At 40.8% G+C, this 23,114-nt stretch carries 20 protein-coding genes; 5 read left to right on the top strand and 15 right to left on the bottom strand.

All coding sequences use genetic code 11. The features are described from left to right. Positions 1 to 137: 137 nt before the first annotated feature. The 4 genes from MUS1_RS10610 to MUS1_RS10595 all read left to right on the top strand — a co-directional run bounded on the left by MUS1_RS10610 (position 138) and on the right by MUS1_RS10595 (position 4,141). On the top strand, positions 138 to 905 hold the full coding sequence (locus MUS1_RS10610) for an FCD domain-containing protein (RefSeq protein WP_036162326.1): 768 nt from the start codon (positions 138 to 140) through the stop codon (positions 903 to 905). A 343-nt stretch (positions 906 to 1,248) separates the two neighbouring features. Further along, a complete protein-coding gene (locus MUS1_RS10605; RefSeq protein WP_084035605.1) occupies positions 1,249 to 2,244 on the top strand; it encodes a TRAP transporter substrate-binding protein in 996 nt (331 codons plus the stop codon). Between the two features lie 95 nt (positions 2,245 to 2,339). After that, positions 2,340 to 2,834 carry a TRAP transporter small permease gene (locus MUS1_RS10600; RefSeq protein WP_036162325.1) on the top strand — a complete coding sequence of 165 codons (495 nt, stop codon included), beginning with the start codon at positions 2,340 to 2,342 and terminating at the stop codon, positions 2,832 to 2,834. Continuing rightward, positions 2,831 to 4,141, top strand: coding sequence for a TRAP transporter large permease (locus tag MUS1_RS10595; RefSeq protein WP_036162323.1), 1,311 nt, complete (start codon positions 2,831 to 2,833; stop codon positions 4,139 to 4,141). Before MUS1_RS10600 ends, MUS1_RS10595 begins: the two co-directional genes overlap by 4 nt. Before the next feature lie 121 nt (positions 4,142 to 4,262). On the opposite strand, the gene MUS1_RS10590 is transcribed toward MUS1_RS10595, so the two are convergent. The 15 genes from MUS1_RS10590 to sdhC form a co-directional block, all read right to left on the bottom strand. Then, positions 4,263 to 5,150 carry an NAD(P)-dependent oxidoreductase gene (locus MUS1_RS10590; RefSeq protein WP_036162321.1) on the bottom strand — a complete coding sequence of 296 codons (888 nt, stop codon included), beginning with the start codon at positions 5,148 to 5,150 and terminating at the stop codon, positions 4,263 to 4,265. A 56-nt stretch (positions 5,151 to 5,206) separates the two neighbouring features. Continuing rightward, positions 5,207 to 6,289 (bottom strand): class I mannose-6-phosphate isomerase, encoded by a 1,083-nt coding sequence (locus tag MUS1_RS10585; RefSeq protein WP_036162319.1) that lies wholly within the window; start codon positions 6,287 to 6,289, stop codon positions 5,207 to 5,209. A gap of 263 nt (positions 6,290 to 6,552) precedes the next feature. Beyond that, positions 6,553 to 7,017, bottom strand: a complete 465-nt coding sequence (locus tag MUS1_RS10580; protein ID WP_051436214.1) for a hypothetical protein — start codon at positions 7,015 to 7,017, stop codon at positions 6,553 to 6,555. 111 nt (positions 7,018 to 7,128) lie between these two features. Next, the gene (locus MUS1_RS10575; protein ID WP_051436213.1) at positions 7,129 to 7,503 is read right to left on the bottom strand and encodes a helix-turn-helix transcriptional regulator; all 375 of its coding nucleotides are present in this window, start codon (positions 7,501 to 7,503) and stop codon (positions 7,129 to 7,131) included. A 436-nt stretch (positions 7,504 to 7,939) separates the two neighbouring features. Next, entirely contained in the window at positions 7,940 to 9,163 is a 1,224-nt protein-coding gene (gene lhgO / locus MUS1_RS10570; RefSeq protein ID WP_036162317.1) for an L-2-hydroxyglutarate oxidase, read from the bottom strand. A 31-nt stretch (positions 9,164 to 9,194) separates the two neighbouring features. After that, on the bottom strand, positions 9,195 to 9,398 hold the full coding sequence (locus tag MUS1_RS10565; protein WP_036162316.1) for a cysteine-rich CWC family protein: 204 nt from the start codon (positions 9,396 to 9,398) through the stop codon (positions 9,195 to 9,197). A gap of 101 nt (positions 9,399 to 9,499) precedes the next feature. After that, entirely contained in the window at positions 9,500 to 10,372 is an 873-nt protein-coding gene (sucD, locus tag MUS1_RS10560; RefSeq protein WP_036162314.1) for a succinate--CoA ligase subunit alpha, read from the bottom strand. Continuing rightward, positions 10,372 to 11,538 (bottom strand): ADP-forming succinate--CoA ligase subunit beta, encoded by a 1,167-nt coding sequence (sucC, locus tag MUS1_RS10555; protein WP_036162312.1) that lies wholly within the window; start codon positions 11,536 to 11,538, stop codon positions 10,372 to 10,374. The genes sucD and sucC overlap by 1 nt, the downstream gene beginning before the upstream one ends. 92 nt (positions 11,539 to 11,630) lie before the next feature. Then, the gene (gene lpdA / locus MUS1_RS10550; RefSeq protein ID WP_036162310.1) at positions 11,631 to 13,070 is read right to left on the bottom strand and encodes a dihydrolipoyl dehydrogenase; all 1,440 of its coding nucleotides are present in this window, start codon (positions 13,068 to 13,070) and stop codon (positions 11,631 to 11,633) included. A 142-nt stretch (positions 13,071 to 13,212) separates the two neighbouring features. Beyond that, positions 13,213 to 14,733, bottom strand: coding sequence for a 2-oxoglutarate dehydrogenase complex dihydrolipoyllysine-residue succinyltransferase (odhB, locus tag MUS1_RS10545; protein WP_036162308.1), 1,521 nt, complete (start codon positions 14,731 to 14,733; stop codon positions 13,213 to 13,215). A gap of 36 nt (positions 14,734 to 14,769) precedes the next feature. Then, positions 14,770 to 17,607 carry a 2-oxoglutarate dehydrogenase E1 component gene (locus MUS1_RS10540; protein ID WP_036162305.1) on the bottom strand — a complete coding sequence of 946 codons (2,838 nt, stop codon included), beginning with the start codon at positions 17,605 to 17,607 and terminating at the stop codon, positions 14,770 to 14,772. A gap of 369 nt (positions 17,608 to 17,976) precedes the next feature. Then, the gene (locus MUS1_RS10535) at positions 17,977 to 18,681 is read right to left on the bottom strand and encodes a succinate dehydrogenase iron-sulfur subunit (RefSeq protein ID WP_036162303.1); all 705 of its coding nucleotides are present in this window, start codon (positions 18,679 to 18,681) and stop codon (positions 17,977 to 17,979) included. A gap of 12 nt (positions 18,682 to 18,693) precedes the next feature. Then, entirely contained in the window at positions 18,694 to 20,466 is a 1,773-nt protein-coding gene (gene sdhA, locus MUS1_RS10530) for a succinate dehydrogenase flavoprotein subunit (RefSeq protein WP_036162302.1), read from the bottom strand. Between the two features lie 3 nt (positions 20,467 to 20,469). Continuing rightward, positions 20,470 to 20,817, bottom strand: a complete 348-nt coding sequence (gene sdhD, locus MUS1_RS10525; protein ID WP_036162301.1) for a succinate dehydrogenase, hydrophobic membrane anchor protein — start codon at positions 20,815 to 20,817, stop codon at positions 20,470 to 20,472. Next, positions 20,811 to 21,188 carry a succinate dehydrogenase, cytochrome b556 subunit gene (sdhC, locus tag MUS1_RS10520; RefSeq protein ID WP_036162299.1) on the bottom strand — a complete coding sequence of 126 codons (378 nt, stop codon included), beginning with the start codon at positions 21,186 to 21,188 and terminating at the stop codon, positions 20,811 to 20,813. The genes sdhD and sdhC overlap by 7 nt, the downstream gene beginning before the upstream one ends. A 572-nt stretch (positions 21,189 to 21,760) precedes the next feature. On the opposite strand from sdhC, the gene gltA reads away from it, so the two are divergent. Then, a complete protein-coding gene (gltA, locus tag MUS1_RS10515) occupies positions 21,761 to 23,044 on the top strand; it encodes a citrate synthase (RefSeq protein WP_036162297.1) in 1,284 nt (427 codons plus the stop codon). Positions 23,045 to 23,114 lie beyond the last annotated feature (70 nt).

Below are 23,114 nucleotides of genomic sequence, written 5' to 3'. Positions count from 1 at the left end.
CCAATCAAGGAATAGGCGTCATATTGAAGCAAAGGCTTTTTCCGGTCAACCAATATAAAAAATTGGTTGACCAGTTTAATTGATACCTTTAGATTAGACAAAATACATAACAAGACATAATAAGTTGAATACAATAAATGATAAATACATTCACTAAACCCAAACGCCTATACCAGGAAATTGGACTTAGGCTATATGAAGAGTTAAGTGATTCTCGCTTTAGTGTTGGAGATAGGCTTCCTCCTGAACGTGATATTGCAGAGCGTTTAGGTGTGAGTCGAGCCGTTGTTCGTGAAGCATTAATCATGCTGGAGTTAATGGGTCTTGTTGAAGTTCGAAAAGGCAGTGGTATTTACTTAATCAAACAGCCAACGGACAACTCGCTTAATAATGAGCTTGAATCCACATTAGATAATGATGACGTTGGTCCATTTGAAATGATGCAGGCAAGACAGCTTCTTGAAAGCCATGTGGCTGAGTTTGCAGCAACACAAGCAACCAAGAAAGACATCATTAAAATGCGAGAGGCATTAGAGCTTGAAAAGCAAAATATTGAAGTGCTCGATCATAACCATGATGCGGATAAACTTTTCCATTTGGCCATAGCCGAAGCGACTCAAAATAGCGTCCTAGTAGATTTAGTCGAGAATCTTTGGGAAAGGCGTGAAAGTAGCCCCATGTGGAAACAACTTCACTGTCATATCACCGATCAAACATACAGAAAGAAATGGCTGATTGATCACGAAGAGATTTTATTAGCCATACAGCAGAAAAAACCAGATGCCGCTCGCATGGCAATGTGGCGACATCTAGAGAATGTAAAAGACACATTACTCATATTGTCTGAACATAAAGACCCTAGCTTTGATGGTTACTTGTTTAGTAGTAACCCTGTACAAATCTAAACAAAAAAACATACAAAACGGAACAAATAAAGAGGTTTAAGAAAAAGCTGAATATTGAAACGTTTTATGAAATTTGAGTAACTTTTTGAGTCTGTCGGACCCCACGATTTACTTCCTATAAGGCACATTTAATGGGAGATAACGACTTAATAGACGAGTTAAACATCAATTTCATACTGACTGCCATATGACACAGCAGCAATGAAAAAATTAATATTAATATAAAAACAAGACGTAGACATAGTGTAAATATTTAAATATAGTGGTCTTACTTGTTGTATGTACTATTGCATTACAAATAGATACTGCGAACTTGATAATCATAATAATAAGGATAAAAAAGATGATATTTAATAAACACGTGAAAAAAATCGTTAAAGCTACTTTGGTTAGTGCTGCGTTTGTAGCATTAGCAACTCCGGCAACTGCTCAGACTCTTCGCGGCGCAAGTATGTTTGATGATAATCATACTTTCACTAAAACCATGGTTAAGTTCGGCGACTTAGTTGAGCAATACTATAAAGGTGATGTTGAGTTTGATTTACGCTTAAACGGTGAGTTTGGTGTAGAGAAAGATTATGTTACTTTCTTAAATCAAGGTGTTGCTATTGATTATACTATCTTAGCGCCATCTAACATGGCTCGTTTTGCCCCTTCTATTCCTTTAATGGATATGCCTTTCTTATTCCGCGATCTAGATCATTGGAACACAGTGCTATCTAGCAATGTTATGGCACCACTAGAGCAAGAATTGTCTGATAAAGCAGACATTGTCATTGTCGGTTATGCTGGCGGCGGTACTCGTAACCTTATTTCTAGTAAAAAAATCAGTAATATGGATGAGCTAGCTGGCCATAAAATGCGTGTAATGGGTGCTCCTATCCAAGCACAAGTGTTTAATGCTATAGGAGCGGCTCCATCTGCGATTTCTTACAATGAAGTATACAATGCTATTCAAACCGGTGTTGTAAGCGGCCTTGAAAACGAAGCAGCTAGTATTCAGAACTTAAAGTTCTATGAAGTTGCTCCTCACATCACTAAAACAGCTCACACCATCACTGTACGCCCAATCGTATTTAGTGGTAAAAGCTTCCGTAAACTTCCAGCAGATCTTCAAACTGCCATTATGAAAGCTGGTAAAGAAGCCGGCGCATATGGTCGTGAACTTGAGTCTCGAGAAGATGCTATTAAGTTGAAGCAAATGGCTGATGCTGGTCAAATCAAAGTATCTGAATTTGCTAACCGTGAAAAACTTTTGGTTATGGTTAAGCCAGTCCAAGACAAATTTGCAGCAAGCATTGGAGCAACTGAACTGCTCGAAGCTATCCGCAACAAGTAATAAGTCTTCTTGCTTTGTCTCTGATATCCCTGTGGTTTCAAACCCACAGGGCTGTTTTTCTCAGTTAATAGCATTTCTCATTGTAAGGCTCTCTTATGATTAAAAGCATTTTAGAATCATTGTGTAATGTACTAAGGGTCTTGTTGGCGATATTAGTTGGCGCTCTCGTAGTTCCCGTTATCATGCAAGTTATTGCTCGTTATACAGGGATCATTCCTGTTTATCTTTGGACAGAAGAACTCTCTACATTTATTTTCGTGTGGGTTGTTATGGTTGGTTCTGTCATCGCCGTTTGGGACGGTATACATTTCGATGTACAAGTTATCCCTGACAGTGCTAATCCTCTTATTCTATTTTTTCAAAAAGCGATTGTTTTCGCTCTTGTCGGAATGTTTGGCGCCATGTTCTTTTGGTATGGCATTCATTACACAGAATTTGGTAATAACCAACGCTCAGTCATGATGCAAGCCAATTTAGCGGCTATTCATATTACAGTTCCTCTTGCAGGCTTTCTGTGGTGCGTATTCTCTCTATACCGCCTTGTCGAAGCATTCCAGCAATACAGATTAACTAAGAAGGTTACAGCATGATTCTTTCGACTGGACTAGCTTGCTCGCTATTAGTAGGTGTCTTTATTCTTTTAGTGGTACTTCGTGTACCTGTTGCCTTCGCTTTAGGTTTAGCAACCATTCCTGTGGTTGCTCTTGATGTTCGTTTAACCCCATTTCTTATTATCGACCGTATGTTTCAGTCGTATAATTCTTTCATATTATTGGCCGTCCCGTTTTTCTTATTGGCCGCCAACTTAATGAACTCAGGTAAAATAACAGACCGGCTTATTGAATTAGCCAAGGTACTAACCGGTTGGATGCCTGGTGGTTTAGGTCATGTAAATGTGGCTGTTTCTATGCTATTTGCTGGTATCTCTGGTTCTTCTACTGCAGATGCGGCAGGTTGCGGTAAGATCTTAATTCCTTCTATGATCAATGCTGGCTACGACAGACGTTTCGCTATTGCGATTACTGCTTGTTCATCGGTCATGGGCGTTATCATCCCTCCTAGTATTTTGATGATTGTTTGGGGTGGCGTGATGCAGGTTTCTGTAGGCGCACTCTTCTTAGCTGGTGCTATTCCAGGATTGATGATTGGTATCGCATTAATGGCAACGGTTTATGGTTTTGCAAAAGTGTATAACTACCCTATTGCAATGAAACCAACCTGGTCTACCGCATTTAAAGCATTCAAAGGTGCTGCACTTGCGATGTTAACGCCGGTATTTGTTATTTTCGGTATTGTTGCAGGTATTGTGACACCAACAGAAAGCGCCATTATTGCTGCGGCCTATTCATTGTTTCTCGGAATGGTGGTATATCGTACAGTAACCATTCGTGAAGTCGGTACTATTTTGTATGACACTGGCCGATTCGCTTCAATCTCTTTGTTTGCTATTGGCACAGCCTCTATTTTTGGCTGGTTATTGGCTTACTACAATGTTCCTCGTCTGATTATTAGCTTAATCACAGATATGGAATTAAGCAGTTTAGCAACCGCATTAGTTATTGCTTTCTTATTCTTATTCTTTGGTTTGTTTATTGATGCGATTCCAACCATCATCATTTTGGGAACGGTATTATTACCTGTCGCAATCCAAGCGGATATTTCGCCTATTGTTTTTGCAATGATCGGGATTATCTCTCTAGCATTTGGACTGGTGACACCTCCCTATGGACTCTGTTTATTAATATCCGCGTCTATTGGTGGAATGAATGTGGTTAGTGTTCTAAAACAAGTTATTATTATATTACTGCCAATGCTAGGTATTTTATTACTTATTATTATTTTCCCGGAAATTTCTTTATGGTTACCAAGTAAAGTAATGCCAAATTCATTTAATTGAATTGAATTGAATAATCTATAGAAAACCGATATCAAAAATAATACAAAAAAGGGAGAGATGATTATTCATCTCTCCCTTTTTTTTAACTCTCATTAAAAACTGTTATTAAAAAATAAGTGTTTTATTTCTTTAAATTATCAGAGAAAAAATCAACCATTTCTGAAACCATCTTATCGCCACGGCCTTGATCTACCGCCTTAGTGAAAGCGTCATTTGTACAAGTCGACATGATAGATTTTGCGCCTAAGTCTGTCGACATCTGACGATAGTAACCCACATCTTTTGAAGCGTTACGAATGGAGAAACCAAGTTGACTCGCATCGCCATCAACACCATAAGCTTTCACAAAATCCATCATGGCTGATCGCAAAGGGCCAGCAGACATGACGTCATATAAACTTTCGCGAGAAACACCGGCCTGGTCAGCCATGGCAAAAGCTTCCGCCATTGCACTCGCTGTCGTCATACCAAAGAAATTATTAATCAGTTTGATTGTATTGCCCGATCCTAGCTTGCCTAGATGGAAAACGTTTTCACCTAAATCTTCCAATACTGGACGAATTTTTTCAAAAGCGGTTTCATCCCCTGAACACATAATATTAAGCAACCCATCGACCGCATGTGCTGGCGTTCTACCTAACGGCCCATCAAGATAAGCACCACCTGCTGCGGCGACTTCTTCACCCAATGCAATGGTCGAAGCAGGTAATGATGTACCAAAATCAATCACAACCGTACCTGGTTTTAAGCCACTGATCACACCGTCTTCACCACGCATACGACCTTCGACTGAAGCAGAAGTATCCATACACAACATTACGATATCACTGGCTTCTGCTACAGCGCGTGCTGTTGAAGCTTCTACTGCGCCAGCCGCTACAGCCGCATCAATTCTAGGGCGAGATACATTCCCCATAACTGTCAATGAATATCCCTTAGATTGTAAACGCTGAACCATAGCTGCGCCCATCAATCCAAGACCAATAAATCCAATTTTTAATTTTGTCATTCTATCCTCTCAATAAATAATGACGCTGTAAAAACTAAGCCTCTTTAAGAGCTATGTTATTTAACAGCAGGTGGATAACACTCAAGAATTTCTACTCCAGATTCCGTATCGATCGTTACGAAATCAACGCCAGCGGGGCAAAAGAATCGATCAAGCTTTTTAAGCTGTGTGGTTTCATCACCAATTTTTATACTGCATTCACCCGTTACGACGATACCTATGTAGAAGTCTTTCTCGGCTTTTTCTACTGTTCCAGTAATGGTCGATTTTTTCACTCGGAATTTGTCTGTGACATTTTCGTCGATTAAGCTTTCTTGAAACGAACTATCTGAATAGTGACGACCTACCTTGGGATACTGATAAAACTTATCTATAGCTTGCTCAACAGATAATTGAGTAAAATCAAAAACATCCATACAGAATTCAAGGTCACGCTTCATGAATCGAGCCTCTTCCGGCATGGTGTATCCTGCTTTTGAAAACTCAAAACGCACCGCCCAATCAGAAGGCTCCATGATTTCAACCATCAAAATACCTTCGCCAATTGCATGAGGTGAACCTCCAGGAATGTATAAACAATCCCCAGGCTTAACAGGCACTTTTTCAAAACAGGCTTCCATTGCATCAATATCTTGAGCTTCAATCATTTTCTTAAAGTCATCACGTGATGGCGGATATTGGAAACCAACGTAAACGTAAGGGTCAATGCCTTCGCGAACATCAAGAATGTAATAACCTTCCGCTTTACCGTGATCACTATTGAGATGCTCGCGGGCAAACTCTGCAGTTGGATGCGCTTGGAAATGTAAACGAACCGAAGAATCTAGAAACTTCACTAACAACATTGGATTCGAATGAAATGCTTTTGTATGTTCTTCACCCAAGAAATAACTAGGATCGGCAGCAATTAGTTCATCAAAACGAATAGTCTCATCACCTACTGTCGCGTGAGAAACGCCTTCAAAAATATGCTCTCGGTCTGGATTAACAGCTTGAGTAGTTGAGCCAATCCAGTCTTCAGGAAAATGAGTATCTTCTGGTATGGTTTTTTGCTCCATTTGATCCAGAATTTTTCCACCAGTATAGGTACGCCATACACGATTTGGAGTAAAACGAACGAGTTTATTTTTATAATTCATAATCATTCCATTTTTTAAATGTGATTAATATTGAAATATATTAGCAGTAAAAATCATGTGGTTTATTCAGGCTAATGAACAATATTAAGTATTAATTAAATACTCATACTATTATACAGAAAGGATTAAAAGGTTATCTAGACAGATTAGAAAAGTCGTACAAAAATTCACATTATTGTGAAATTTATCACGACCTTTCTAATCAACAAGTTCTTATTTAAATTTTATCTATAGATACCATTTTTTTTTGGAATAAATATTATTTAACGCAGAGCGTAAGAGATATTTTCTGAAGATAAATTCATCGCTGTTTGCAATGCTTGTTGAGATGACATGTTTTGAGTAATAAGCTGATCTGTATAAACACTTTCCGGTAATTGGATATCATCACGCTGAGCCATCACTTTTTTGAATTTTTCTACATCGATAGAATCAGGCGTAGCTTTAATATTATCAATTTCATCAGCTGTTAAAGTAGCGATACCACCGCCGGGCAAATAAATAGCCCCTGTAATAAAATCCACACCAAAAGCAACAACACCAGGAACAACGAAAAACAACAAGCCGATTGCATTTAAAGCCACAACACCGACATCAATTTGGCCGTTTGTTTGGCCTCTTCGTTCAGGATAAAGAATTGTCCCACATGCTGTTAATTGAGTAACCAATAGCACTGCGACGACAGTTTTACTCATTCGATTAGCACTTAATGCTTTAGAAATTATCATAACTTTACCTTATCAATAATGATGACAAGAACACTCTATAGTGAAACCTCTATGGAGTACAAACATAGCCATTGTATTTACGCAAAGCTTTCATCTTTGATAGCTTTCACCTTACATAGAGAGGCGATAGGCTTCTGTTGGCGATACACCAAACTGACGTTTAAACGCGGTTGTGAAATTACTTGAATGGTTATACCCAGCCAATAAAGCAGCATCGATAATAGAAACACCATCTTGATAAAGTGCTTTTTTAGCAAGCTCTAAACGACGTATTCTCAAGAACTGAGTAACACTCATATTCAAGTGCTCATGGGCGTTACGCTGTAAGGTTGCTGAACTCATTCCAAGTTGGTTACTAATGCCACTTAAACTCATAGTAAGCACTTCATCACTCGCCATTAGATCTCTGAACTGATAAACACGACGGCTTTCAGGCTTTATGTTGTCGACCTCTTTATTCTCTGTCGCATCGAGCCAATTCGACATTAATGACAACGCAAAACCTTTTCGAACGTGCCGTGGGTTATGAATACGCCTTTATTCTGAGCTCTGCGGTGAGCAATGACGGTTTTTACATAATTTCAACAGATCAAAAAGAGCGTTAAGAAAATTTTTTTTGCATTGGATGCTAGTTACAGCAGACAATTTTAAATCATGGTGAAAGTTAACTTTTCACCCAATAATTGACTTAGCAATCATTACCATTACAGGAGCATGTATCAGTAATCACGAAATCTCAAATAATATTGATAGCAGCGGTTCTCCTTTTACTTTTTATGTAGGCCGTAACTTCATGGCAAGTGCAAACGACACTTTCTAAAATTTAATCCCCTTTAAATACAGAAAGTGTTAGTTTTTCAAAAGTAACCAAAAGGAGCCTGAAAACAGCTCCTTTTTCTTTTCCAGTAAACTATTTTATATATTATTTAGGGGCTATTTGCTGCTCTAGCTTTTGTACAATATGCTCACCAATAGGAAAAGCACTGGTCGCTGCTGGTGATGGCGCATTACACACATGCAATGTACGCTGACTTTGCGCAAACAAGAAATCATGCACTAAACTTCCATCACTTAGTACCGCTTGAGCTCTAATTCCAGCAGGATAAGCTTGCAAATCATCTAAATTAATTTGGTCGCAATACTTTCTAACTTGAGTCAGATAACCTGGTTTATACCAAGAATTTTTTGTTTCTATTAAACCTGTTCGCCAGTGGTTTTTAAGTAACTTCCAAAACCCTGAAAAGCGCACCATTTCGAATATGTCACGTGGGCTAATATTAATTCGACCATAGCCTTCACGCTTCCAACCCTGAACAGCATTAGGGCCAACTGTAACGGAACCATCGATCATGCGAGTAAGATGTACACCTAAAAAAGGTAAGTCAGGATCTGGAATTGGATAAATAAGATGGTTCACTATTTGGTTATGTTTGGCTGGCAATTGATAATATTCGCCTCGAAAAGGAATAATCTGGAAGTCCGTTGGAATATCCAACATCTTAGTTAATCTATCAGCCATTAAACCAGAGCAACTTACCAAATAAGAAGCATGAATAACATCATCGCTTAAAGTTATTGCGACACGTTCATGACTTTCATCTAAATCTTTAACGGGGCTGTTTAAACGTAGCTCACCACCCTTTTGAACAAAAATTTCAGCCAGCTTTTGGCAAATTTTACGATAGTTAACGATGCCTGTAGAAGGAACAAATAAAGCCGCTAGACCTTTTACATTTGGTTCTCTTTCTTTTAATTGAACTTGATCCAGTTTATGTACTTCTAAATTATTCTCTTGGCAACGTTCGTATAAAGCATTCATACGCTCATGTTCTGTATCATTTGTTGCCACCAACAACTTGCCACATTCATCAAAATCAATATCGTACTCTCGGCAAAACGCTTTGGTTGCAATGGCTCCTCTTTGACAAAAGTCGGCTTTAAGACTGCCCGGTGCATAATAGACACCCGCATGAATAACACCTGAGTTATGACCTGTTTGATGCAAACCAACTTCTGCTTCTTTTTCAACCAGTACAATTTTGTATTCAGGATAACGTTGAAGCAATTGCCAAGCGGTTGATAAACCAACAATACCAGCACCAATAACGGCAATGTCATATTTCGAGTTGTTTAATACGTTATCCACTTATTGTTTCCTTTCTAAAATAAGAATACGCCTAGACTGAACTATGGACGCTGAAAAATGCTTTTGGATCTTTGTAATAAAGTTCAATACAAGATCGACAAATACAGACTTTATCTTTTTGCTGACTAGACACAAGTTCAAGCATGCCATCCGGAACCGCCATTGTAAAACACCAACAAGACTGCTCTTCATTAAAAGCGCAGAGGTTATCTGTATAGCAAAATGGACAATTCATATTTGATCTCTATAAACTTGATTTACATGCAAAAAAAAATCCCTGCCGAGACAGGGATTTTATCGTCTATCGTGCATTAAAGAGCACTAAGAAATACTTGCTTACCAGCCAGTAATTTCTTTAAGACCAGCACCGATGTCTGCTAGAGAACGAACAGTTTTAACACCTGCGTCTTCTAGAGCAGCAAATTTTTCATCAGCTGTACCTTTACCACCAGAAATGATCGCGCCAGCATGACCCATACGCTTACCAGCAGGTGCAGTAACACCAGCAATATAAGATACAACAGGCTTAGTAACGTTTGCTTTGATGTAAGCAGCCGCTTCTTCTTCAGCCGTACCACCGATTTCACCGATCATAACAATCGCTTCAGTCTGTGGATCGTTTTGGAACATTTCCAATACGTCGATGAAGTTAGTACCTGGAATTGGATCACCACCAATACCTACACAAGTAGATTGACCGAAGCCAGCGTCAGTTGTTTGTTTAACTGCTTCATAAGTCAACGTACCAGAACGAGATACGATACCTACTTTACCTGGCATATGAATATGACCAGGCATGATGCCAATTTTACATTCGCCAGGAGTTATCACACCTGGACAGTTAGGGCCGATTAAACGAACACCTAATGCATCACAAGCCACTTTACAGTCAAGCATATCCAAAGTAGGAATGCCTTCAGTGATACAAACAATTAGTTTGATACCAGAGTTAGCTGCTTCAAGAATGGAATCCTTACAGAAAGGCGCTGGAACGTAGATTACAGATGCTTCCGCACCAGTTTGTTCAACGGCTTCTTTAACTGTGTTGAAAACAGGTAGACCTAGATGAGTTTGACCACCTTTACCTGGAGTTACACCACCAACCATTTTTGTACCGTATGCAATTGCTTGCTCGGAATGGAAAGTACCTTGACCGCCAGTGAAACCCTGACAGATAACTTTAGTATCTTTATTAATTAATACAGACATTATTTGCCCTCCGCAGCTTTAACAACTTGAATAGCTGCATCTTTAAGACTTGTAGCCGCGATGATATCAAGATCAGAATTCGCAAGTACTTCACGACCAAGGTCAGCGTTTGTACCTTCAAGACGAACAACAACAGGCACTGTAACACCTACTTGTTCAACGGCACCGATAATACCTTCAGCGATCATGTCACAACGTACAATTCCACCAAAAATATTAACTAATACAGCTTTAACATTGTCATCAGAAAGAATGATTTTGAATGCTTCAGCTACACGCTCTTTAGTTGCACCGCCACCAACGTCTAAGAAGTTAGCTGGCTTGCCGCCATGTAGGTTTACGATATCCATTGTACCCATTGCTAGGCCGGCACCGTTAACCATGCAACCAACGTTTCCGTCTAGTGCAACATAGTTAAGTTCCCATTGTGCTGCATGCGCTTCACGCTCATCTTCTTGAGATGGATCGTGGAACTCTTGCATTTTTTTCTGACGGTAAACAGCGTTGCTGTCGATACCAATTTTGCCATCTAGGCAATGAAGGTTACCTTCGTCAGTGATTACCAACGGGTTGATTTCAAGTAATGCGAAATCGTAGTCATGGAACATTTGAGACAAACCAAGGAACACTTTAGTGAACTGTTTGATTTGAACTGGGTTAAGACCCAATTTAAATGCTAATTCACGAGCTTGGTAAGGTTGAGCGCCAACCAAAGGATCGATGATCGCTTTGTGGATTAGCTCAGGAGTTTCCTCAGCTACTTTCTCAATCTCAACACCGCCTTCAGTAGAGGCCATGAATACGACTTTACGAGTTGAACGGTCAACAACAGCACCTAAGTACAATTCGTTAGCGATGTCAGTACAAGATTCAACAAGAACCTTAGCAACTGGCTGACCTTTTTCGTCAGTTTGGTAAGTAACTAGATTTTTACCAATCCAGTTTTGTGTAAATGCTGCAACTTCTTCATAAGAATCAACAAGTTTTACACCGCCTGCTTTACCGCGACCACCAGCGTGAACCTGAGCTTTAACAACCCACTTATCACCACCGATTTTTTTCGCTGCTTCAACTGCCGCTTCCGGCGTGTCGACTGCGTACCCTGTAGATACTGGCAGGCCGTATTCAGCAAAAAGCTGTTTAGCCTGATATTCATGTAAGTTCATTTGATTCTTCCGCTCATCTGAATGATTGACATAAGTTCTGTTTTTTAAAACAGAAAATGCCGGCTAAAAAGCCGGCAAATCTAAATTACTATTTAACGCTTTTTACGGTTTGCAATGTGGATAGCATGGCCATCTACTGCTAATGCTGCTTCATGAACTGCTTCACTTACTGTTGGGTGAGCAAATACAGTTAAAGCAATATCTTCTGCTGTAGAACCAAATTCCATTGCAATAACAGCTTGTGCGATAAGATCAGCTGCGTGGCCACCAATAATATGGCAACCCAAAATGCGATCTGTTTCTTCACAAGCAATCATTTTTACAAAGCCATCTGTATCGTTGGCTGCCATAGCACGACCAGACGCCGCGAATGGGAATTTACCTACTTTAAACTTAACGCCTTCGGCTTTAAGTTCTTGCTCATTTTTACCAACCCAAGCAAGTTCTGGGTGAGTATAAATGACAGAAGGAATGCAATCGTAATTCATTTGTGCTTTATGGCCTGCGATAATATCGGCAACCATAACACCTTCTTCTGACGCTTTATGTGCAAGCATTGGACCGCGAACGATATCACCAATTGCGAAAACACCTGGTACAGAAGTACGGCACTGCTCATCAACGAAAACAAAACCACGTTCGTCTAGTTTCACACCAGAATCATCAGCGAAACAACCTTCTGTGAACGGCTTACGACCAACAGCAACAATCAATTTATCAAAAGTTTGCTTTTGCTCTTCGCCTTTTGCATCAAGATAAGTTACTTCAACTTCTTCACCGTTGATTTGGCTACCAGTAACACGAGCACCCAAACGAACATCAAGATGTTGTTTTTTGAAGATTTTAGCCGCTTCCTTCGCTAGATCTTGGTCGCAAACACTCAGGAAAGAATCTTGTGCTTCAAGCACAACAACTTCTGAACCAAGGCGTGACCAAACAGAACCTAACTCTAGACCAATAACACCAGCACCGATTACGCCTAAACGCTTAGGAACTGTACGGAAATCAAGAGCACCTTCGTTATCAACGATGATGTCACCTGTACGTGGTGCAGGTGGAATATTAACAGGTATAGAACCTGTTGCTAAAATGACATTCTCAGCATCGATAACCGTTACTGTGCCATCATGTGCTGTAAATTCTACTTTTTTGTTCGCTAGAACTTTACCAAAGCCTTCAAAGCTTGTTACGCCATTCGCTTTGAAAAGACCAGTAATACCGCTTGTCAGTTGGTCAACGATTTTATCTTTACGATCAACCATAGTGTCAACGTTCATAGCGACATCACTAACACTAATTCCGTGTACGCCGTAAGCTTCTTTCGCATCATGATACTTATGTGAAGAATCTAATAACGCTTTAGAAGGAATACAACCAACATTCAAACAAGTGCCGCCTAAACGGGGCTTGTTGTCTTTGTCTAACCATTTTTCAATACATGCTGTTTTCAGACCTAGCTGAGCAGCACGAATTGCAGCAACATAGCCTCCTGGGCCGCCACCGATTACAACAACATCAAATTTATCAGACATAAGAGGTTCCATATTTTTCAGTCAAACTGAGCAGCACTTTGTTTAAACACTGCCACAGGATCAATTCATACCTAAAAGTTGGTACAAACACTCAAGTTTTAAGTTTCTCAGTTCCTAATCTAGGAACTGAGAATTTAATGCTTTAGATTTCAAGCAATAGACGAGCTGGATCTTCTAACAAGTCTTTAATTGTTACCAAGAACTGTACTGCTTCTTTACCATCAATCATGCGATGGTCATAAGACAATGCAAGGTACATCATAGGTTGAATAACAACTTGACCATTAACCGCCATTGGGCGATCTTGGATTTTATGCATACCCAAGATAGCAGTTTGTGGTGGGTTAATGATTGGAGTAGACATTAGGGAACCAAAAGTACCACCGTTTGTAATGGTGAAAGTACCGCCTTGCATGTCGTCCATACCCAATTTCCCATCACGACCACGAAGAGCGAAGTCCATGATGTTTGATTCGATATCAGCTAAGCCCATCGCTTCAGTGTTACGTAATACTGGCACCATCAAACCACGGTTTGTTGATACAGCAACACCAATATCTTGGTAGCCATGGTAAACCATGTCATTACCGTCAATAGAGGCGTTTACAGCTGGAAAGCGTTTTAGTGCTTCTGTTGCCGCTTTCACGAAGAAAGACATAAAGCCAAGCTTAGTACCGTTGTGAGCTTTGATGAACTCTTCTTTGTACTTTTTACGAAGTTCCATGATTGGTCCCATGTTAACTTCGTTATAAGTCGTCAATAAAGCAGCTGTTTGCTGAGCTTCTACTAGACGTTTTGCGATAGTGGCACGAAGACGAGTCATAGGAACACGTTTTTCGATACGTCCATCAGCACCTAATGCAGGTACGGCTGCAGGAGCCGCTTTAGCAGCAACAGGTGCAGCAGCAGGTTTCGCTTTAACGGCAGCATCAACATCTTCTTTCGTGATACGGCCGCCTTTTCCTGTGCCTTTAACTTGAGCAACAGTTAAACCGGCTTCAGCCAATGCTTTACGAGCCGCAGGACCCGCAACACCATCTTCATCATTTTCAGTTGCTGCAGCAGGAGCCGCAGCTTCTGGTGCCACTGTTGCGCCAGAAGCACCCACTAAGAAATTCGCCAATACTTCATCACTTAAGACAGTATCGCCTTCTGCTTTCAAAACATCGCCGATCACACCGTCTGCAGGTGCAACAACTTCAAGTACAACTTTATCTGTTTCGATGTCAACAATATGCTCGTCACGAGCACACGCTTCACCTGGCTGTTTGTGCCAAGCTGCAACGGTACCGTCAGCAACAGACTCTGGGAACGTTGGGGCTTTGATTTGCACTGACTCTTTTGCAGAAGCAGAAGGTGCTGATGGAGCCGCCGCTGGTGCTTTTTCAACAGGTGCTTTTTCAGCAGGTGCCGCTGACGCTGTTGCGCCAGATTCAAAAATTGCTAAGACTTCATCGCTTAATACGATATCGCCTTCCGCTTTCAATACTTCTTTAAGTACGCCATCAGCAGGTGCAACGACTTCTAAGACAACTTTATCTGTCTCGATGTCAACAATGTGCTCATCACGCGCACAGGCTTCGCCTGGCTGTTTGTACCAAGTAGCAACGGTTCCGTCTGCTACAGATTCTGGAAAAGTAGGTGCTTTAATTTCAATGCTCATTTTATACCCTTATCTCTCTGACAGGCTATGGTAGTACTAGCCAACTAGTGCGTCGTTGACCAGTGCTTCTTGTTCTTCAACATGGATAGACATGTAACCAGCTGCTGGTGCAGCAGACGAAATTCGACCCGCAAAACGGATTTTCAATTCTGGGTACAGTTTTTCCAATACTCGATTCATGCGGTGACGATTGGCATGCCAAGCACCTTGGTTTTTCGGCTCTTCTTGACACCAAACCAAACTCTCAACATTTTTGTACTGCTCTAACACGGACTCAAGGTCAGCGTATGGGAACGGATACAATTGCTCCAAACGAATCACAGCGACATCATCTTTTTGCAGCTCTTCACGACGGTTAATCAAGTCGTAATAAACTTTACCGCTACAAAGGACAATGCGTTTTACTTTATCCGCAGTAACAGTTTCAGACGATTCTGGCAGTACCGTTTTAAAACTTCCTTCCGCCAAGTCTTCTAATGTCGAAATTGCTTGCTTATGACGCAACAAACTTTTAGGTGACATAATGATAAGCGGACGACGCATAGGTCGAATCGCCTGACGACGAATAATATGGAAGATTTGAGACGGCGTAGTTGGAACACAAACTTGAATATTGTATTCAGCACAAAGCTGCAAAAAGCGCTCTAGTCTTGCAGACGAGTGCTCTGGGCCTTGACCTTCATAACCATGTGGCAACAACATAGTCAGACCACATAAACGGCCCCACTTATGCTCACCACTGGTAATAAATTGGTCAATAACCACTTGCGCGCCATTGGCAAAATCACCAAATTGCGCTTCCCAAATAACTAAACCTTTAGGAGATGTGCTTGCATAACCATATTCAAAAGCCAATACCGCTTCTTCTGAAAGATAGGAGTCATACAAATCCAGCGTAGGCTGATCATCTGACAAATGTTTCAAAGGAATGTAAGTACTGCCGTCTTTTTGACTATGAATAACAGCATGACGATGTGAGAAAGTACCACGACCAGAATCCTGACCAGTAATACGGATTGGATAATCCTGCTCAAGCAAAGTAGCAAAAGCCAATGTCTCTGCATAACCCCAGTTTAGAGGCAGTGCACCTGCTGTCATTTTGTCACGGTCTTGGTAAATTTTTTGAACTTGGCGCTGAATCACAACACCATCAGGAACTGTCGTTAATTTCTTAGCAACTTCCTGTAGTTTGGCTAGCGGATAAGTAGTATCACCTGCATCCGTCCACTCAACACCAAGGTAAGGTTTCCAGTCCACGAAAGAACCAGTTTGAGACTCAAGAACAAGACTCTTCGCAACATGGCGAACATTATCTAAATCGTCTCGATTTTCACTAACCAATTGATCAGACTGCTCTTGTGTGACAACAGACTCACCAACCAAACGCTCTGCGTATAAAGCGCGAGTCGTTTTTAGCTTGCTAATCACACTGTACATTAATGGTTGAGTACCAGAAGGTTCATCTGTTTCGTTATGACCACGACGACGGTAACAAACCATATCGATCACAACATCACGACCGAACTCATAACGGTAATCTAAGGCAAGCTGAGTAACAAACAATACAGCTTCAGGATCATCACCATTAACATGGAAAATTGGCGCTTGAATAATTTTAGCAACATCTGTTGCATATTCAGTTGAGCGTGAATCTTCTTGGCGGTTAGTTGTAAAGCCAACCTGATTATTAATAACGATGTGAACCGTACCGCCCGTGCGATAAGCGCGTGTTTGAGACATCTGGAATGTCTCCATCACAACACCTTGACCTGCAAAAGCAGCATCACCATGAATTGAAATCGGCACTACTGTTTTACCTGACGCATCTTTACGACGGTCTTGACGAGCACGAACCGAACCCTCAACCACAGGTGAAACGATTTCCAAATGAGACGGGTTAAAAGACAAAGCGATGTGTACTTCACCACCTGCCGTCATTACATTGGATGAAAAACCTTGGTGATATTTAACGTCACCCGATGTATTAACAAGCTTTTTACCTTCAAATTCATCAAACAAGTCTTTTGGATTTTTGCCCAATGTATTTACCAGTACATTAAGGCGACCACGGTGGGCCATACCAATAACAACTTCTTTTGCCCCAAGAGAACCAGAACGTTGTATCAGTTCATTAATCATTGGGATTAAACTTTCGGCACCTTCAAGACCAAAACGTTTTGCACCTGGGTAACGACTAGCAAGATATTTCTCTAGTCCTTCTGCCGCAGTTAAACGCTCTAAAAGGTTTTCACGAGTTTCTTGAGAATATTCAGGATGGGATCGAACAGATTCAACACGTTGTTGCAGCCACGCTTTTTCTTGCGTATCCACAATGTGCATGAATTCATAACCAATACTATTGCAATAGGTCTTTTCGAGGTCAGATATGATATCACCCAACGTCATTGACTCTTTATTAAAGAACAAAGATCCAACATTAAACTCTGTATCTAGATCAGCACCCGTTAATTGATGATACCCAATATCTAGATCTGCGACTTTCTCACGTTTTTGCAATCCAAGCGGATCAAGTGTTGCATGTTGATGCCCACGTACTCGATAAGCATTGATCAACTGTAAAACATTGATTTGTTTCTGCTCATGGTCAGAAGTTGCAACAGCACCTGAAGAAACAGGCATTGAACGAAACTTATTTTTACCAATTTGTAGAAACTGCTCTTGAATCACGGAGTGAGGAAGATCAGTTGATTGCGCTTCGCTCACACGAGGCAATTGATCAAAACATTTGCGCCATTCTTCCGATACCGAATTCGGATCGACGAGGTAGCTTTCAAACAGCCCTTCAACATACTCCAGGTTTCCACCTGAAAAATGAGAAGTGCTCCACAGCAACTCCATTAAACTTTCGTGCATTCTCGATCACCCTTATGTTCGAGCCAGCCACCGGGGTCCCGGCATCAATCTCATTAGATCAATTATTTATCAGGCCCGTAAGGCTACTAAAGCCTCGATTTTTTGTTTATTTCCAGCTACTTCTAATCTTCACGCTCAATACTAAACCACTAAGAACAACTTGTTAAAACACCAAATCACTCTGAATCCATAATTACTAAGTTAGTGGGCTTTCTTGATGCATCCATACCAATGAAGATCAAATTTTAAATTCTTTTTACTGCATTCTCTACATTAGAATATGCAAAAATGGCGGCATTGAATAAATATTCAAGCCGCCAGCCTTCAGTGGTCATATTAAAACACAATTTAGGACCACACAGGGCATTATTACGTCGCTCTTTGTAAAAGCATTGTACGAATATTACCGATTGCCTTAGTAGGGTTTAGACCTTTAGGGCAAACATTTACACAGTTCATTATACCGTGACAACGAAAAACACTAAATGGGTCATCTAAATCACTAAGACGTTCTTGTGTTGCTGTATCACGACTGTCTGCTAAAAAGCGATATGCTTGTAACAAACCTGACGGTCCAACAAACTTATCTGGATTCCACCAGAAAGACGGACAAGCAGTAGAGCAACATGCACATAAGATACATTCGTAAAGGCCATCAAGCTTTTCACGCTCTTCAGGGCTTTGCAAGCGCTCAATTGCTGGTGCAGGTGCATCATTAATCAAGTACGGACGAATTTTCTCATATTGCTTATAAAATTGCCCCATATCAATAACCAAATCACGCACAACAGGTAACCCAGGCAATGGACGTAAAACCAACTTACCTTTCTTAATTGCTTCGGAAACTGGAGTGATACAAGCAAGACCGTTCTTGCCTGACATATTCATACCATCAGAGCCACACACACCTTCACGGCATGAACGGCGGTAAGAAATACTAGGATCTTGAGCTTTTAATATATTCAAAACATCAAGTACCATCAGGTCTTTACCTTCTGGCAAATCAATTTCGTAATCCTGCATATAAGGAGCGTCGTCCTTCTCAGGATTGTAGCGATAAATACTAACTAACATTGACACAACTCCTTAGTATGTACGAATTTTAGGTGGGAAAGCGTCCATAGTTTTTGGCGCAAAGTTTACATCACGCTTAGTCACTTTCTTATCTTCTGGATGGAACAAAGAATGTTTCAACCAGTTTTCATCGTCACGTTCAGTAAAATCATTACGAGCATGAGCACCACGACTTTCCTTACGAAACTCAGCAGGAATTGCCGTTGCCTCTGCGACTTCTAATAAATTCTCAAGTTCAAGCGCCTCAATACGAGCAGTATTAAATGCCTGACTCTTATCTTCAAGATACAGATTCTCAACACGCTTACGAATATCCTGAAGCTGCACTAAGCCTTTCTGCATGGCATCGCCATCACGGAACACACCAAAATAAAGCTGCATAACGCTCTGCAAATCGTCACGAACTTGAGCAACACTTTCACCACCAGTTGTATTATTTAGACGATTCAAACGAACCATCGCCTTCTCAACATTAGCGTTATCTGCATCCAGTAATTCAAACCCTTCATCCAAGGATTTTTTAACTTGAAGACCAACAGCTCGGCCAAATACAACCAAATCAAGCAATGAGTTACCACCAAGACGGTTAGCGCCATGTACAGAAACACAAGCAGCTTCACCACATGCATAAAGACCGCCGATAATAACATCTTCGCCAGCTTCATTTGTTTTAAGCGCCTGTCCACCAATATTCGTTGGAATACCACCCATCATATAATGACAAGTAGGAATAACAGGAATTGGTTCTTTTACTGGATCAACGTGAGCAAAAGTACGAGATAACTCAAGAATACCTGGAAGACGCTGATTCAACGTTTCCTCACCCAAGTGATCAAGCTTTAGCAATACGTGATCACCTTTAGGTCCGCATCCGCGTCCTTCTAGAATTTCAAGAACCATAGAGCGAGCAACAACGTCACGACCAGCAAGATCTTTTGCGTTTGGCGCATAACGCTCCATGAAACGTTCGCCGTCTTTATTGATCAGGTAACCACCTTCACCACGACAACCTTCAGTAACAAGCGTACCCGCACCATATATACCAGTCGGGTGGAATTGCCACATTTCCATATCTTGCATTGGGTAACCAGCACGTAGTGCCATACCAACACCGTCACCAGTATTAATGTGAGCATTCGTTGTAGACTGGAAGATACGACCCGCACCACCTGTTGCGATAACCGTCGCTTTCGCTTTAAGGTAAACCGTTTCACCCGTTTCGATACAAATCGCAATAACACCAACGACTTCGTCTTGGTTATTTTTTACTAGATCAGTCGCATACCATTCATTAAGGAATGTTGTACCACCTTTGAGGTTACCTTGATAAAGCGTATGAAGAAGCGCATGACCCGTTCTGTCTGCCGCAGCACAAGTACGAGCAGCCTGCCCACCTTTACCGAAATCTTTTGACTGACCACCGAAAGGACGCTGATAAATACGACCTTGTTCTGTACGAGAGAAAGGCAAGCCCATGTGCTCTAGTTCAAAAACAGCCTGAGGACCAACAGAACACATATATTCGATTGCGTCTTGGTCACCTATGTAATCTGACCCTTTAACCGAGTCATACATGTGCCAGCGCCAATCATCATTTGGATCATCACTTGCGATCGCACAAGTAATACCGCCCTGAGCGGATACTGTATGCGAACGAGTAGGAAAAACTTTAGTAACACAAGCAGTATTTAAACCTGACTCAGTTAACTGAAGTGCAGCACGCATGCCCGCGCCACCGCCGCCAATAACTATGGCATCAAAAGAAAGAGTACGAATATTTGCCATTATTTATAGCCCCCAAATAACCTGAATACCCCATACGATATAAACGAACATCGCAAGGCCACATATAGATTGAAAGAAAAAACGTGCACCAGTGGCTTTAATATAATCTGTAGATATAGACCACAAACCAATCCATGAGTGAACACCAATTGATAAAAGAACCATCAAACTAAAAACGCGCATCCATGTTGCTTCATACAGAGCACTCCATTGGTCATACGTAAGATCAGGATTTAGTAATAGATAACCGATAATAAATACTGTGTACAAAGATAAGGTAATGGCAGAAACGCGCTGCATCATCCAATCATAAAGACCAGAACGGCCAAAACTTGTAATCTGAGTTACCATATCCACACTCCTGCCAATATGATTAGAATCGCAGCTATCACAATATTAGCGATAGCAGCATTACGCCCACTTTCTAACTCTTCAAAATATCCCAAATCCATAAACAAGTGCTTAACACCTGCAACAAGGTGATACATCAATGCAGATACAACACCCCAAATGATAAATTTCGCAAGAAAATTAGTTTGAAGAACATTCACCACCTGATCAAACCCCTCCTGAGATTCTAAGGAAAGATCAAACGCGTAGAACAAGAACGCCAAACCAACAAAAAGAATAATTCCTGTTATACGGTGTAGAATAGACACCACTGCTGTTAACGGCATTGATATTGTAGAAATATCAAGGTTGACTGGTCTTTTTTTATTCACGACTTTTACACCATCTTAACGATTGAATGGTCAATCACGACCCCATAACTATATGTGCACACTCACTACATAAAAATAGGGAATGACAAAAACACATCATAGGCCCACTTTGAGAATCCCATCGATTTGCAAACAACTGCCTAAAAGCGACTCTCTTTTATCAGTTCACGCCAACAAATCAATGAAATCCTCGGGAGGGCAATTATAGACCAGTGAAAAATACTAAGACAAATAGACTGAACAACAGGTTTTCAATGGTCGCCATTCAGCAAATGAATGTAGCCATAAATCGAAACAATAATGGTATAAAATTACATAAAAAATACACCCTTAAAATACAATTAAAACCAATAAAATCAATAGACTAACAAAAAAATAAAAAACAAAAAAAACATCCAATAACACACCTTTGTCATAAAATTACAAAACAACTCAGTGCGATGTAAGTAAACAGTAAATAGTCAAGATTGACTTTTATAGGTTAAAAACAGTATTTTTTCCGCAACTTCTGGTCTAGGTGAGTCAATTTACGATCTCATTAACCCCGAACCAGAATATGAAGGAGACCATAAATGGCTGATAAAAAAGCACAACTTAAAGTGGATGGGATCGATAAAACTATCGAACTTCCTGTTCTTTCAGGCACATTAGGCACAGACGTCATTGACGTTCGCGCGCTAGGCGCTAACGGTATATTCACCTATGACCCAGGGTTTATGTCTACTGGCTCTTGCGAGTCCGCTATTACCTACATAGACGGTGACGCTGGAATTCTTTTGCACAGAGGCTACCCAATTGCCCAGCTTGCAGAGCATTCAGATTACTTAGAAACATGCTACCTTTTGCTTTACGGGGAACTCCCTGACAAAAAGCAAAAAGAAGAATTTGATGCCATGGTGGGTAAACACACTATGGTTAACCAGTCTATGCACAAATTCATTGACGGCTTCCGCAACGATGCCCACCCAATGGCGATTATGTGTGGACTAGTTGGTGCTCTATCGGCTTTTTATCAAGATGATATGGATATCAACAATCCTAAACATCGTGAAATTGCAGCATTTCGCTTAATTTCAAAAATGCCGACTCTTGCTTCTATCTGTTATAAATATTCGAAAGATCAGCCAGTTATGTACCCACGTAACGACCTATCTTACGCTGAGAACTTTTTATATATGATGTTTGCAACACCTTGTGAAGATTATGTGGTTAATCCTGTATTTGCTAAGGCTATGGATCGCATCTTTGTTTTACATGCAGACCACGAACAAAACGCTTCAACATCCACTGTACGTCTAGCAGGCTCTTCTGGCGCCAATCCATTTGCTTGTATCGCAGCAGGTATTGCAACGCTTTGGGGGCCTGCACATGGTGGCGCCAACGAAGCAGTATTGACGATGCTTGAGGAAATTGGCGACGTTGAAAATATCGACGAATTCATTACTAAAGCAAAAGACAAGAATGATCCATTCCGTCTAATGGGCTTTGGGCATCGTGTTTACAAAAACTTTGATCCACGTGCGAAAGTAATGCGCGAAACTTGTGATCAAGTATTAGAAGAGTTAGGTATGTCAAATGACCCTCTTCTAAAAATTGCTAAACGTCTTGAACAAATTGCCCTAGAAGACCCTTATTTCGTAGAGCGTAAGCTTTATCCGAATGTAGATTTCTATTCAGGTATTATTATGAAAGCCATTGGCATTCCAACCAGTATGTTCACGGTAATCTTTGCCATGTCTCGTACGATTGGTTGGATATCCCATTGGAACGAAATGATCTCTAGCCCATACAAAATTGGACGTCCGCGCCAATTATATGTAGGCAAACCAGAAAGAGATTACCCTACTGATAAGTAGACTCTTGATTAGTAAGTAACACAAACAAAACCGCGCCACTTCAATTCTGAAGTGACCCCATAAAGTTGGA

Origin of the sequence: Marinomonas ushuaiensis DSM 15871 (genome assembly GCF_000521805.1) — a bacterium.
GTDB lineage: Bacteria > Pseudomonadota > Gammaproteobacteria > Pseudomonadales > Marinomonadaceae > Marinomonas > Marinomonas ushuaiensis.
The sequence above is the reverse complement of the archived record's forward strand: the minus strand, read 5'-3'. Positions and strand labels throughout refer to the sequence as shown.

Excerpts from the sequence above, each read along its gene's own strand:
- MUS1_RS10610 (WP_036162326.1), top strand. The coding sequence starts at position 138 with ATGATAAATACATTCACTAAACCCAAACGCCTATACCAGGAAATTGGA.
- MUS1_RS10605 (WP_084035605.1), top strand. The coding sequence starts at position 1,249 with ATGATATTTAATAAACACGTGAAAAAAATCGTTAAAGCTACTTTGGTT.
- MUS1_RS10600 (WP_036162325.1), top strand. The coding sequence starts at position 2,340 with ATGATTAAAAGCATTTTAGAATCATTGTGTAATGTACTAAGGGTCTTG.
- MUS1_RS10595 (WP_036162323.1), top strand. The coding sequence starts at position 2,831 with ATGATTCTTTCGACTGGACTAGCTTGCTCGCTATTAGTAGGTGTCTTT.
- MUS1_RS10590 (WP_036162321.1), bottom strand. The coding sequence starts at position 5,150 with ATGACAAAATTAAAAATTGGATTTATTGGTCTTGGATTGATGGGCGCA.
- MUS1_RS10585 (WP_036162319.1), bottom strand. The coding sequence starts at position 6,289 with ATGAATTATAAAAATAAACTCGTTCGTTTTACTCCAAATCGTGTATGG.
- MUS1_RS10580 (WP_051436214.1), bottom strand. The coding sequence starts at position 7,017 with ATGATAATTTCTAAAGCATTAAGTGCTAATCGAATGAGTAAAACTGTC.
- MUS1_RS10575 (WP_051436213.1), bottom strand. The coding sequence starts at position 7,503 with ATGTCGAATTGGCTCGATGCGACAGAGAATAAAGAGGTCGACAACATA.
- MUS1_RS10565 (WP_036162316.1), bottom strand. The coding sequence starts at position 9,398 with ATGAATTGTCCATTTTGCTATACAGATAACCTCTGCGCTTTTAATGAA.
- sucD (WP_036162314.1), bottom strand. The coding sequence starts at position 10,372 with ATGTCTGTATTAATTAATAAAGATACTAAAGTTATCTGTCAGGGTTTC.
- sucC (WP_036162312.1), bottom strand. The coding sequence starts at position 11,538 with ATGAACTTACATGAATATCAGGCTAAACAGCTTTTTGCTGAATACGGC.
- lpdA (WP_036162310.1), bottom strand. The coding sequence starts at position 13,070 with ATGTCTGATAAATTTGATGTTGTTGTAATCGGTGGCGGCCCAGGAGGC.
- odhB (WP_036162308.1), bottom strand. The coding sequence starts at position 14,733 with ATGAGCATTGAAATTAAAGCACCTACTTTTCCAGAATCTGTAGCAGAC.
- MUS1_RS10540 (WP_036162305.1), bottom strand. The coding sequence starts at position 17,607 with ATGCACGAAAGTTTAATGGAGTTGCTGTGGAGCACTTCTCATTTTTCA.
- MUS1_RS10535 (WP_036162303.1), bottom strand. The coding sequence starts at position 18,681 with ATGTTAGTTAGTATTTATCGCTACAATCCTGAGAAGGACGACGCTCCT.
- sdhA (WP_036162302.1), bottom strand. The coding sequence starts at position 20,466 with ATGGCAAATATTCGTACTCTTTCTTTTGATGCCATAGTTATTGGCGGC.
- sdhD (WP_036162301.1), bottom strand. The coding sequence starts at position 20,817 with ATGGTAACTCAGATTACAAGTTTTGGCCGTTCTGGTCTTTATGATTGG.
- gltA (WP_036162297.1), top strand. The coding sequence starts at position 21,761 with ATGGCTGATAAAAAAGCACAACTTAAAGTGGATGGGATCGATAAAACT.